Below are 12,284 nucleotides of genomic sequence, written 5' to 3'. Positions count from 1 at the left end.
AAATGTACTCAGTAACCTCAAGCTGCGGCGTCATATTTTGCAACGCCTCCTGCAGCAGTGCCTATCCTTTCGGCCTGTACCACGTCCCGCGAGGATGTCGCTATTCTGGCAAGAAAGCCAAGTATGCTTCCAAAAATCAAATGCATGGCAAGCGCTCCGTAGAGGATAGAGTCAGACATCTGGTCTAGCCTCTCCGCCCTTTGCTGCATAACCGGATCTGTCGACATCAAGAGCATGTTTTGCAGGGTTGGCTGGACCACAATAAAGTGGAGCGGAACAAACAGGACAGCCCAGACTGCTATACCAGTCGCAAGTCCTGTACCGAACCATTTCAGAGTGGAAAAGCTTCTGAGGTATCTTGTTCTATCAGAGATCATCATGTAGACAATCCCAATTATCGCGCCAGTCACCATGTGTAGCCCAAATCCTAGATAGATCGCAGGCCATTCTTCGCTTTGCCCAAGCGACACGCCAATCATCTCATAGAATGTCCCAGGCGGCAGGCCGAGCTGGGCGCCGGCTGCCAGCACCAGTCCAAAAATCGCCCATGCAGAGCCAACCCCAAGAGCGGCGCCTAATTTTACAGAATCCCAAAGGGCCGGCCTTGCATAAGAAGTCTGCAAAGACCTCATGCATTAATATCTTCAATCGAATATTTACGCTTTATGAGTCACAATGCTATGAAAGGTCATGATATATTTGTAAATCAATTAGAAATTACAAAGATTATTCTATTATTGCATAAATCCTGCAATATCAGAATTCCGTGGAGGTTGGTATCAGACAGTTTTGCTTTGGCTGCGCCGAGTTGGTCCTCTGACGATAGTATAGGCCAAAATGGAATTGGTCCACATGGCTATGCCGAGTGAGTATGGCGACCACATAGAGCATTATGGTGTCAAAGGGTATCGGGCCGCATAGAGGGGAGCCTGCGCAAATACATGATAAAAGCTAGCTGTCAGCAGGCTCTATTTGTAATAGCCTTGGCAGAGGAGATGCCAGCGTTAGAAAAAATTACTACCGCAGAACATAAATTCGATGGATTTTTTCCTGCGGAAAAATGTACTTCAATTATGTTTTTTCCGGCCTATATCTTGATTAGTTTATTATACAAGTTCGAAGTTTCTCCGAAAGAATGTTGCAGAAGAAAAATAGAGAAAATTGGTCAAGAACAAGGGCAAAAGCAGCATCAGCTTCTGCATTGACAACAGCGCTTCTGTTGTTGTCAGTATTTGCTATCTCCCAAGGAGGAGCAGCAACAGAAGAAGCTTTCGCAACAACCGAAAAGGCGTTAGTTGCAACAGCCCTGCAATTTGTAGACACATCGAAACAATATGATATCTTTAACCCGCACCTGAGTACATCACCAGACAGAGTGAGAATACACGTCAGCCTTGACAAGTCTATCACATCAGAGCAACTCGACATGATCCATTCGCTGCCGCCCGAGCAAAAGGGTGCCGAGTTCTTTTCACTGGCAGAAATCAAGGAATTTGCGCCAAAGGCAAAAGCGCTAGGATTCACATATCTGGACTATGACCTAGAGCCCGGCAAGGGGCACTCTCCAGCCAAAGACCTGGCCGACCCGGTAAAGTCGGTAAGGGAAGCTGCAGAGGCAGCGCATGCAGCCGGCCTGCTGTTCAACGTGTCGCCATCCAAGGCGCTGACAACTGAGCATGGGACAGAATTTGCAAAATACGTCGATATGTACCACATACAGGCACAATCACTGCAAGACAGGCCGTCTTCCTACCTATCATACGTCAAGGAGACAGCCAGCAAATTGCGAAGTGCAAACCCCGATCTGTCAATCACCGTGCAGCTGTCAACCACAAGGGGAGCAGCTCCGGGGCTTACCCTGCAAGAGACATTTAAGGAGAACTGGAACAACGTCAAGCCATACGTCGATGGGATAAGCATATGGTTCTCTGATTCAACCACCGACGATCTGCAGGCGTTTGCCAGCTGGTTTGATGTACACGGCAGGCAGTAAAAAAATAATATAATAAATCATCCATCACCATCCACACGCTTCCCCCTTTTTTCGGAAGCGATTCTCTTTTTTCTTATCATTCATTTGCTCTCTGGCAATTCGCTCGTCTTGGTCAGCGGGAGCTTGAATGAAACTATTGCTCCCCTGCAGTCCTGCCTGTTGGCAGCCTGCATGACCCTGCCGTGCACCTCGACTATCTTTTTTGAAATGTACAGGCCGATCCCCGTGCCGCTGTCCAACTTTGTCACAAACTTGTCAAAGATCTTGGGCATTACTTCGGGGTCGATCCTGGTTCCAGTGTCGCTTACCGTGACTTGGACCATATTGTCCTCCCTGCCTACTTTGCTAGCCACCGTGATCGTCCCTTCCTTTGTGAACTTTATCGCGTTTGTGATCAGGTTAGCGATCACTTCGATCATCTTTTCCCTGTCAGCATATACGAAAATGTCGTCAGGATAGTACAGGATCTTTAGCTTCTCTGGGCCGTCAGCTCGATGTCGATCGCGTTTTTGGCGATCAGCTCTTTGTTGTAGATGGAGTAATAGTACGAGGCTGACCCGGTCACAGCCTCGGCTACGCTCTCCCACCTTTTATCCTTTCAATGAAACTAGACATAATGCAATTGCCTGCTATTATTTTCGTATGCAAGATGAAAGCATAAGATTGGTACAGAAGAAAGATTCTGCATCTGTGCAGCAAGAGTTCTTGTGCAAGAAGTGAGCGTTACCATTCTGGCCATCGCCCAAAATTAGAGGACAAGAAACAAACAGGGAATCCACCAAAGTTACCAATGTGCAAATAGGGGACATGTTGTAACTATTCGGCAGTAATATTTTTGCCCCATTGATTACACTGAAGCCAATAGTTTCTTAGCTCTATAGCGCCTTGTCTATTTGCGGTCTGATTTATATTCACCTAATTAACTAATCTGCCTCAAGAATGAAGGTCCTTATTGCAGAAGATGATCCAAAGACCCTCAAACCCTACAAAGTTGCGTTGGAAGCTAAGGCCACCAAGTCTTTGCAACTGACAATGGTGAGGATTGTCTTGAAATATACAAAAAAGAGCTAACGCGGTATCCTCCATCCGCTGACAACCCATCATCCCCATTTGACGCTGTATTGCTAGACTACAGGATGCCAAAAAAGGATGGAATAGAGGTTGCCAAGGAAATTCTCAACCTCAATGCAGATCAGAGGATTATCTTTGCTTCTGCTTATGTAAAAGACACTCTCGTTGATTCTGTCAAGCAACTGAGGCGAGCTGTCGAACTTATGCAAAAACCATTCAAGATAGAAGCTTTGATAGATACGCTGGAAGACAAGGAAATCTATGAAGAGCTAAAGAAACTAAATGTTGATGCAGATGCCTTCAAGGCCGTCAACGCCACTCACGACCAAATAACAAAACTTTTAGAAGCAATAAGAAGATTGCAGAAAAATAGGACATTTTAATGTCACAGTTGCTAGTTGAATCCTGTGCCGTCCTGACCGTTTCTAATAGGGAGAAGGATAGTAAAGGTAGCTCCGCCTTCTCTATTATTATGAGCATAAATTTCACCCCCATGCGCTTTGACTATCGCTTTACTAATGAACAAACCTAGCCCAGTGCCGTGCTCTGTTCCACCCTGGACGCTTTTTGTGACAAACTTGCCAAAGAGCCGCGGCATTATATCATCCGGATGCCTCCTCCTGTATCATTTACTTTTATTTCGAGTTGTTCACCAAGAACTTGCATCTCAATTCTAATCCTGCCTTTTCTCGTAAATTTGACCGCATAGCCAATAATGTTCATAAATACTTGGCTTAGGCGATTCTTGTCTCCATAAATTTCAAGACCATCGCTCCTTTCGTCTTTGACCAGCTCTAGGATACCTCTTTGCTAAGGCTACTAGAAGTTTTTGTAGATGTTACAATCCTGTTGATTGTGTCAACAACTTTGACTTTTTCATCTGATAAGTTAGCGCTCCGCCTTCAATTCTGGTAACATCAAGGATATCATTTGCTAGTTGGATGAATCTCTGAGACTCTGTATCAATAATCTTTAGGGCCTCGTCTTTGTCCATCAGCCCTTTGAGGGCCGGTTCGTTATAACTGATAATTGGCTATAGCGGAGACCTCAGTTCATGGACAGCAATATTGATAAATTCATCTTTTAATCGATCTCTATCCTTCAGATCGCTTCTCATTTTATCAAATTGCTACGATAATTCGCCTATCTTGTCATTACTGTTAATTTTGATGCTTGTGTCAAAGTTTCCTTTAGCAATCTGTGCAGCTGCATTTTTGAACTTTATGAGCGACTGTGTAAAGACCTTGGAGAATATGATAACTGTAATTATGGAAGAGGACAAGATCGCAGTGGCCACAATAATAAAATTAGTTCGCAGCTGCACCACTTCGCTAAATGCAATCTCGGAAGGAACTGCTATGATTAAAATCCAGCCGTTTCCTCTGTAATCCAGAAAGCCTCGCTCCCTTGCTGCAACATAGATGGCGTTGTTATTACTAGCAGCAATACTACCGCCATTATTATTATCTGCTGTCAAGCTGTCAATCAGAGATTCTGAAGGATTGGCCGAAGAAGCAATCTTGTCAAATACTGGCAAATCAGCCAATGTGTTTTGCATAATCGCTTTTTTATCATGATTAGAGTAAATAACCAGCCCATCGGATGAAACTAGATCTGCTTGATAGTAGCCTTCTATGTTCTGTGAAGCTTCGTCAATGATGTCATTTATTCTGCTGATAGGTATTACCCCTACCAATGCGCTGTTTATCTTTCCACTATTGTCAACTAGGGGACTCGAAAAATGGATTACACATTGACCAAAGTCATTTGAAAAACGGGAATTATATCGTAGTAGGTATGTCCTTTCATGGCATTTACAAAAGCTGGTTCTTTTGAGTAGTCGGCACCGAGCGATAGATTATGCGTATCGCCAATCTTTATTCCGTTCTTGTAGTAAATTGAAAACCCTGAATAGACACCATATGCTTCTTCAACAGTTTGCAAATATTCTATTTTCTGAGATTGTAAAACGTGAACCTGCCATTATGCTGTTTCTAGGATCTGTAAGTAACTTAATATCACCATACCATACCTTTCAAACATAAACCTTGATATTTTGTCTGTAGTTGCAATGCCTTTCTGCTCTAGGTTCTGAGTAATTTGTGATTCAAGCCCTTGTGAAAAAGACTCCAAGGCCATAGTCGATGGAATCACTAGCGAAGCTATGATTAATGAAATGATAACAAGAGTCAGCTTTGCCCTGATCTTCATATCATTTTACCATGCTTCTTTTACTCAAATATTGTGATATAATTCGTGGTAAATTTTGCTTGCATATACACATATACTCTCTGTAAATATCAATCAGTTGTTGTCCCTGTGAAGCTGCTCGTTTATCTTGCTGACCAAGGTTTCAAAAGAAACCGGCTTTTTAATAATACACTCTGTCTCTAAACCCAAGACCTTGTTTTTTATCTCTTCTTGCCGCAATTCGTATGCAGTAATGAAACAAACCTTGACGTTCGGATCCACCTTCAAAAGTTCATTGCATAAATCAAGTCCATTGATTTCTGGCAGCCTTATATCGATGAGCAGCAGGTCATAAACACCCTGCTGAAATGAGGATAGCGCCAATTTCGGGTGGTTGAAAATATCGACAACAAATCCATACCGCTCCAATCCATATTTGATTACTCGTGTAATTCTGGACTCATCATCTACATACAAAATTCGGGGTTTAGATCTATCCTTATCATCGGACAAGGAAGAACCGACAGAAGAAGACGGCAAGGATCGAACGATTTGTGAAATTACCTGGGGCAGCGATAGCCTGAGAGGACTAAATTCAACAAACAGACTCTCGGAGGCTAGGCGATCATATGTCATTAACTTTTCACATTGCATAAACTACGAGGTATGCCATGATACATAACTATATTTTAATCAAGCCTTTTTGAAAAATCAATCTATAGTTGACCGCCTGTCTGAAGGCTACTCGTTGTCAGAGATTGCCTTAAGAATCATTTCTACAATTTGGTCTCCAAACATCCTTTTAATTTTCTTCCTAAATAGCTCGGGATTCGAAACGATCGTGTCTTCGTCTATGTGGTAAACAAGCTTCAATGTCCTGAAGACTAGCTCTGATGTTTCCTCTCCCAGCGTTTGATCTATGGCAGTCTTTATTTTCTCGATATCTGGCTTCTCCACCATCAGAGTTGTGACTTTTCGGTCCTCTCTGCGCATATGTATAGCTGTGGCTCGTTTGATAAATAAGAGGAATCTGAAAAATTGTGGCAGATGATGAGGGTAACCCTGTTACGGATACTATCTAGCTATGCGGGAATGCTGCCACCTAGTTTAGCCCTCGGCATTACGAGAAGAACAGCGCAAGACCTCTTTTGCTATTTATTTCATACCTGAACGCTTCATTTGAAGAGATAGGAAGCGCGCATTTGAGCTCGCTATTGCATGACATGCATTTCAGTTCAAACGTTGTCGTCAGCAAAGAGGCACTCCAATAACATTGGTCGCAGAACAAAAAGTGAACAGTATCTGATAATCTCTTGCTAGATGGAGGAGTGGTCGTTGACATTGTTAAAGCTCTTCTTTTAGAATCTTCGATTGCACTCTCTATTCTCGCAATGATCACCTCTGCGCTTTCATGCAGCAATTCACGAAGGTAGTTCTCAAACTCTGTCTTGTACTGCCCAACGAGCTCAAAGTCCATCCCATATTTTTGCTGGATGCATTGAATCACCAGCTTCTTTGCTTCCGGTCCAAGATCAAACTGCAATGCCTGTTCTATTATTGCTGGCGTTATTTTCAGTTCGTTAGCGATGTTGTCATTGCTTATGCTATGCTTTTGTTGCGCTGTCAAGATAATTCTCTGTTCAGAAGAATGCAAGTGTAATTATCCTTTTCTATACTCTTTTATAGAGAAAAGTATCATTGGTCATATGCAGAAAAGCAACAATTACTGTTTTCCATAAATTTATTAGGAATTCCAAATTTTCCTCAAACGTCAATGCATGATAATAATACTCATTCTTTTATGTGCACATCGAACTGGCCGTTGCTACAATCCTCCTGTAAACAACCACAGCAAGGATTGGCCTTAAGCCATCCTTTTTATGAAAAAATTGCTCAATATCTATCTCAAGACTATGCTGTAGTGTATATTGTAGAGAATAACACCACCCAAGTGGTGAGAAACTTATCAAAAATGGGCTTGGCCGTTGAGGACTTTATTGAAAATGGCATACTGACAATCATAGATGCTGATTCGTTTTACTCACCATTGCAGACAAAGCTTGACTACAAGATACTGTTGACTCAATGGCAAAAGATCGTATCATCAGTATCGAAAAACGGCAAGTTCAAAAGAGTTATCCTTATGGGCATGCCACACCAAGCGTTTTTTGAAAGCAAGGAAAATCAAAAAAAGCTTGTAGAATACGAAGAAGAAGCCGCTAAATGCCATGATGGCAGTTTTCAGGTGTTTTGCTGCTATACAAAGGAGCTAATAGACAAACTCCCGCTGAGCCATCTTATCCGCCTAGTAATTGCGCATCAAAATATCGTTAGTAGTAATAGCAACAACGATAATCAAGAAGCAATAGTATCTAGGATCGTCGACATTGTTGAAGAAGGGCTGACAAAAGCGCTAGGATCAGAAACATCCATCCTAGTCCTCAAGACGTTGAGGCTGATCTACAAGATCGATAAAGGCGACATTAAATCAAACCCCGAACTTTTTGAAGAAAAGCTAAAGAGAATAATTGGAGAAGAAGTTGCCGGTCTGGTATTAAAGATCATTGCAGATCGAATAAAGGATGAGATAGTGTTTTATTAGGTTATTATTTTATCATAGCTACTACCTCATACCATACTTTCTCAGAATCTTCATTATACGATCAATGCTTGAAGAAGATGTATTGTTATTATTATGATGGCGACCATCATCACTGTTCTGAGATAGTTTGTCTTCTGATATTAGCAAAAGAGTCTTGACTTCTTTGTCTAGCGGGATGGTGTACTGGTTTATCTTGCCATACTCTGCAAATGCATAGTTGATGCCGCCAAGCTTTTCAAGAAATTCCTTTCTTGTGCCCATTCTAATGGCGGCTTTAAAGAGGAACGCCTCGTATTCCTGCCTTGATAGAAGCGGTTGTATCTCATCTTTGTAGCTTGAAAATAAAATACTGCCTTTCATTGATATTACAAAAGCGGACCTGATGCCCTCAAGCTCCAGTAATTCATTGCACAATTCTCCGTAAACTCGTGGCAAATCCGGTTATGCTAATTTTCTGATAGCTGAATCATATTAGTGTTGTCAGATTTAGCAAAAAGACCATTTTTTATGCTAATTATATAGTGTTTGTGTTTTTTCTATGCTACACTTTCCTGATATGGCAGCATGATGTCGTAAATACTCCCAGCAGTAGATTGTGCACTAGCTTATTCAATACAAATTGTCGCGTGACTAGAGCACAGCTTCTTCATAGGCCGGGTTTGTCAGGAGGAACGCGTGTTCTACTGAACAGCAGTTGCACCTTTCTTCGATGCATGTCCGCGTGTTTTGGTGGTTGCAAACGCTGCACGCGCATGCGGCCACCTGCTGCCTGCTTTCCCATAATGCCTGCGTCATATACTAAAAATGATGGTCGACATTTTATTTATCGATTAGATCAAACAAACGCGTTATATTTTATTCTGCCCGGGTCTTGGCTGCCTCTATCTTCCAGAGCTTCATTATGTCCGGCTCCCACGGCCCGCGCCCATCATAGCCCGCAGGGCTCTGCCCTACCAAAAAGATCTCTGAGAGCTCGGCAACCTGCTTTGAAGACACCGGCCCCCAGCCGCACTGCTGGATAAGCGCAGACTGGAGCGCCTGAGGCTCAAACCTGATCCCATTCTGGACGAGGATGTGCAGCGTCTGGCACAGCGCAGCCCTGTACTGGGCAGGCGTCTGAGGCGGGGTTTCGGTGAATGCAAACCTCAGGTGCTTGAACGCAGTGATCGCAATGTCGTCGACATAGATAGATGGCAGGTCGGGGTTATCCAAATCTTTTGCAAAGTTCCTCTTGGCCCAGTTGTCGACTTCTTGCGCAAGGAACGGGATCACCAAGATCTTCTGTATGTTTGGAACGCGCTCTAGCGCCGAAAGAAAATCCCCGGTGGGGTGGAAGACGAGCATCGGCCTGCCCCGGCCGTCTTCAGGGACCGAGAACCTTGTGACAAGCTCTATCATGCAATCAGCCAGCAGGGTCCGGTTCACGCCCCGCTTGTGGAATATCGCAAACCTTCCAAAGCCGGGGTACTTGGCAATGTTGCCGATGCTTTCCCTCTGGTTGACTGCGATCCAGGCGCTGCCGCCGCTCTTTGCTGCATTGTCGATAAGCCATGCCAGCCCCTGTTGGAACAGGACAGGGTCAGGCTTTTCCAGACCGATAAAGTAGCATTCAGTAGCTGCCAATTAGTTATTATTATCTTGCTGCCTGGCATGCTAAAACTGTTGTGTAGCTAAAGACTCATTTTTTGACATTGGCAACTTTGTGCAAGATGGCCAGTAGATTGAGAAGGAATTTCGAGACGATCTCCCTTTTAGCAGAACCGGAAGATATTGCGAACGATGAAGCAAGCATGAGATCCTCTGCAGCAAATCTATAACAAAGATTCAGAAAGTGCTATCTAAATAAATAGCAGGAACGCGATAGTTAACCAACTAAAAGTGACAAAATCTACAGCCAGACAATTTGAATCCTTGAAAATCTGGGAATCATTCAAAGACAGGCTGCCGTGGTATTTTGCCGTATCGACAAACCACATGCCTGCCAAGTACTTGATTGCCAAATGCATACCATCTAATCTCGATCGCCTTTCATCTGCAAACGAAAAGGAGCTGTGGAATGAACACATTCTGTTGACTGAGGTTTTTTTGGATAAATGGAAAAAAGTTAGGACCAGAGAAATGCCAGATCTTTCTAAGGCAGTAGCAGGAGGCCATCATCCCTCTCTTTTGGACTTGAGCGTTGAGCTAGCTAACCGCATGTTGACACACTGCAACTTTTGCCGCTGGAACTGCAAAGTTGATCGTTCCAAGGGAACGAGGCATGGGACCTGCCAGCTTGAATCAACATCAAGAGTAGGCAGCTACTTTCACCATCGCGGAGAGGAGCTTATCTTCAGGGGTATCGGCGGCTCTGGCACAATATTTTTCACCAGCTGCAATATGAGATGTTCATTCTGTCAAAATGGAGACATAAGTACAGACAAGGATAATGGAATCCCGATAACTCCAAGTGCTCTTGCTTTGATGGCATGGCAGCTTAGGATGGAAGGCTGCCATAATGTAAACTGGGTAGGCGGCGAACCCACAATACATCTACACACGATTGTAGAAGCAATAAATCTGCTTGATTCTTTTACCAAGCCTGATACCAGGCAGCTGAAGTACATACAATCTGTCAAGTCTGATGATGGTAATTATTATTTTGATTCTTGGCAAACAAATTCAGAGCACGCCTTCTACCAAGGTCAGTTATTCAACTGCCCCCAGCTTTGGAATTCAAACTTTTTCATGAGCCAAGAAGCAATGCATATCCTCCGTAACATCATGGATGTGTGGCTGCCAGACTTTAAATTTGGTCCTGGCAAATGCGCATTTGATATATCGAGAACTCCTTGGTATTGGGAGACTGTAACCGGCAACCTCAAACTTGTGCATGAATGGGGCGAGGATATGGTTATTCGACACCTGATAATGCCAAACCATATAGAGTGCTGCACCAAGCCGGTGCTGGAGTGGATTGCAAAGAACATGCCAGAAGTACCAGTCAACATCATGGATCAGTACCATCCTGACAACCTTTGTGATCCAGAGTCGTCAAAGTATCGTGAGCGCTACAACGATATCTCCCGTGCATGCGCCCCAGAAGAAATATCTTTGTCATACCAGTATGCAAAGGAGCTCGGCCTCAATTTTGAGCCACTATTGTATGAAAAATCTGCTGCTTTTTATGAACTATAACAATAAAATGAGGCTCTGGTAACTTGACAGGCTATCGCCATGAAGAAGTTCCTTCTCTCAATTTACTGGTCATCCACTGCAAAATTATATACCCGTATTGGTTATTATTGCTCATCAAAGCCCCTGCATATTGGGGAGAAGATTTCCTGTCTGATGAGGATTCTTTAGGCTTTGATGCAGCAATCACTTCATCGATACGTAGCATCATGCATGCGGCCTCTGTAGCTGCATTGATAACCTGCTCCTTGACTGCAAGTGGCTCTTAGATGTTCAGCCTTGATATGTCTGCAACTTTTGCTCCTAGCACGTCTATGCCATACTTTATGCTACTACTATTTGCTGTAATCTTTGACCTAAGTTCAACCTGTTTATCTAACAACAACTACCACCACTAATAACGATGGTTTGTAATGACAACACATATGCATCACCTCCCCACTCCTAAGCCTAGAACAATCCGCCTGCAAGCTATTTTGCGAGATCTTATAACGTAGTTTCATTCCAATATCACAATGTACAAGCCGCCCCCGACAATCAGCATTTCTCTCAAAGATGTACGGAACGACAATAGGCGACCTTGGCAATCTCCAAATGCCATTGGCGTAAACTTTGCAGTTCAGGCAGCCTACTACCAAAATCGACCAAACAAAAATCTGCCTTTATTTTATGTTGAGGATTCCATGAAGATCTTCCGTCTGGTTGGGATCCCCACGATCCGGGTTCCATTCTATTGGGAGAGCTATGAGCGAAGCCGTCAGGAATTCTACAAAGACTTGTTTCACATTCTAGAACAAGCGAGCATCAATGACTTGCAAGTTGTCCTAGATAACCATCAGTGGGAAACAGGCAGCTGGCTTGGATGGGGGCCTTGGCTTTCCTGATTCCGTCCTGTCAGCATGTTATCCCAAAGGTTCTGGGCAACCAAACTATGATCATGCCAGGGACTTTTGGTTCCGATTTTGGGACAGGAAGCCAGAGACAGCTAGGGCCATGATGCATGGGAACGGCAAGCCGAATTCCTCAGAGGTTGTTACCCTGACAAGGGATTATCCCGCCGTCATTGCATACGAAATACTGAACGAGCCGGAGATATGGCGTAAAGCAGATTATTTCAAACTATTACAATGCTTTTATACTTAGCCAGCTACGGCCGCTGGTACTACGGAGACGGCACAAGTTTGTTATCTCTTGAGCCTTGCCAAGGGGAGCGTAACAGACACCGCCGGACACCAGAGGAACCAGTTTACAGGC

General features: G+C 43.7%; 16 protein-coding genes and 1 pseudogene. 6 read left to right on the top strand and 11 right to left on the bottom strand.

Translation table 11 applies throughout. The annotated features are described in order from the left end of the window. Positions 1 to 17: 17 nt before the first annotated feature. Entirely contained in the window at positions 18 to 623 is a 606-nt protein-coding gene (locus NGAR_RS15590) for a hypothetical protein (RefSeq protein WP_015020772.1), read from the bottom strand. A gap of 318 nt (positions 624 to 941) precedes the next feature. On the opposite strand from NGAR_RS15590, the gene NGAR_RS15585 reads away from it, so the two are divergent. Beyond that, a complete protein-coding gene (locus NGAR_RS15585) occupies positions 942 to 1,205 on the top strand; it encodes a hypothetical protein (RefSeq protein ID WP_015020771.1) in 264 nt (87 codons plus the stop codon). Beyond that, the gene (locus tag NGAR_RS15580) at positions 1,202 to 1,993 is read left to right on the top strand and encodes a hypothetical protein (protein WP_015020770.1); all 792 of its coding nucleotides are present in this window, start codon (positions 1,202 to 1,204) and stop codon (positions 1,991 to 1,993) included. Before NGAR_RS15585 ends, NGAR_RS15580 begins: the two co-directional genes overlap by 4 nt. Before the next feature lie 80 nt (positions 1,994 to 2,073). On the opposite strand, the gene NGAR_RS15575 is transcribed toward NGAR_RS15580, so the two are convergent. Further along, positions 2,074 to 2,412 carry a sensor histidine kinase gene (locus NGAR_RS15575; protein ID WP_148681610.1) on the bottom strand — a complete coding sequence of 113 codons (339 nt, stop codon included), beginning with the start codon at positions 2,410 to 2,412 and terminating at the stop codon, positions 2,074 to 2,076. A 633-nt stretch (positions 2,413 to 3,045) separates the two neighbouring features. On the opposite strand from NGAR_RS15575, the gene NGAR_RS15570 reads away from it, so the two are divergent. Continuing rightward, on the top strand, positions 3,046 to 3,447 hold the full coding sequence (locus tag NGAR_RS15570) for a response regulator (RefSeq protein WP_228369373.1): 402 nt from the start codon (positions 3,046 to 3,048) through the stop codon (positions 3,445 to 3,447). An 11-nt stretch (positions 3,448 to 3,458) separates the two neighbouring features. Here NGAR_RS15570 and NGAR_RS18595 read toward each other — a convergent pair. From NGAR_RS18595 to NGAR_RS15540, 6 genes and pseudogenes are all read right to left on the bottom strand, one after another. Continuing rightward, positions 3,459 to 3,787 (bottom strand): annotated as a pseudogene (locus NGAR_RS18595) (sensor histidine kinase). A 115-nt stretch (positions 3,788 to 3,902) separates the two neighbouring features. Further along, complete coding sequence (locus tag NGAR_RS18010; protein ID WP_015020766.1) at positions 3,903 to 4,058, bottom strand: hypothetical protein; 156 nt, start codon at positions 4,056 to 4,058, stop codon at positions 3,903 to 3,905. Positions 4,059 to 4,193: 135 nt separating this feature from the next. Next, positions 4,194 to 4,622, bottom strand: coding sequence for a HAMP domain-containing protein (locus NGAR_RS15555; RefSeq protein WP_187147559.1), 429 nt, complete (start codon positions 4,620 to 4,622; stop codon positions 4,194 to 4,196). A 746-nt stretch (positions 4,623 to 5,368) separates the two neighbouring features. Beyond that, positions 5,369 to 5,767, bottom strand: a complete 399-nt coding sequence (locus NGAR_RS15550) for a response regulator (protein WP_228369214.1) — start codon at positions 5,765 to 5,767, stop codon at positions 5,369 to 5,371. Between the two features lie 228 nt (positions 5,768 to 5,995). After that, a complete protein-coding gene (locus NGAR_RS15545) occupies positions 5,996 to 6,247 on the bottom strand; it encodes a hypothetical protein (RefSeq protein ID WP_015020762.1) in 252 nt (83 codons plus the stop codon). Between the two features lie 127 nt (positions 6,248 to 6,374). Further along, positions 6,375 to 6,881, bottom strand: a complete 507-nt coding sequence (locus NGAR_RS15540; protein ID WP_015020761.1) for a hypothetical protein — start codon at positions 6,879 to 6,881, stop codon at positions 6,375 to 6,377. Between the two features lie 147 nt (positions 6,882 to 7,028). Here NGAR_RS15540 and NGAR_RS15535 point away from each other — a divergent pair, with 147 nt between their 5' ends. Then, entirely contained in the window at positions 7,029 to 7,856 is an 828-nt protein-coding gene (locus tag NGAR_RS15535) for an MEDS domain-containing protein (RefSeq protein WP_148681607.1), read from the top strand. Between the two features lie 21 nt (positions 7,857 to 7,877). Here the strand turns inward: NGAR_RS15535 and NGAR_RS15530 are convergent, their stop codons facing one another. The 3 genes from NGAR_RS15530 to NGAR_RS15525 form a co-directional block, all read right to left on the bottom strand. Further along, a complete protein-coding gene (locus tag NGAR_RS15530; RefSeq protein ID WP_148681606.1) occupies positions 7,878 to 8,291 on the bottom strand; it encodes a hypothetical protein in 414 nt (137 codons plus the stop codon). A 195-nt stretch (positions 8,292 to 8,486) separates the two neighbouring features. Next, entirely contained in the window at positions 8,487 to 8,651 is a 165-nt protein-coding gene (locus NGAR_RS18005; RefSeq protein WP_015020758.1) for a hypothetical protein, read from the bottom strand. Positions 8,652 to 8,711: 60 nt separating this feature from the next. Continuing rightward, positions 8,712 to 9,479 carry a hypothetical protein gene (locus tag NGAR_RS15525; RefSeq protein WP_015020757.1) on the bottom strand — a complete coding sequence of 256 codons (768 nt, stop codon included), beginning with the start codon at positions 9,477 to 9,479 and terminating at the stop codon, positions 8,712 to 8,714. Positions 9,480 to 9,830: 351 nt separating this feature from the next. On the opposite strand from NGAR_RS15525, the gene NGAR_RS15520 reads away from it, so the two are divergent. Together NGAR_RS15520 and NGAR_RS18590 are read left to right on the top strand one after the other, a co-directional pair. Next, entirely contained in the window at positions 9,831 to 11,033 is a 1,203-nt protein-coding gene (locus NGAR_RS15520) for a radical SAM protein (RefSeq protein ID WP_323444726.1), read from the top strand. 512 nt (positions 11,034 to 11,545) lie between these two features. Continuing rightward, entirely contained in the window at positions 11,546 to 11,914 is a 369-nt protein-coding gene (locus tag NGAR_RS18590) for a hypothetical protein (protein ID WP_015020755.1), read from the top strand. Positions 11,915 to 12,284: the final 370 nt, after the last annotated feature.

The organism is Candidatus Nitrososphaera gargensis Ga9.2, assembly GCF_000303155.1.
GTDB classification, from domain to species: Archaea; Thermoproteota; Nitrososphaeria; order Nitrososphaerales; family Nitrososphaeraceae; genus Nitrososphaera; species Nitrososphaera gargensis.
This window is presented reverse-complemented; position numbering and strand designations above follow the sequence as displayed.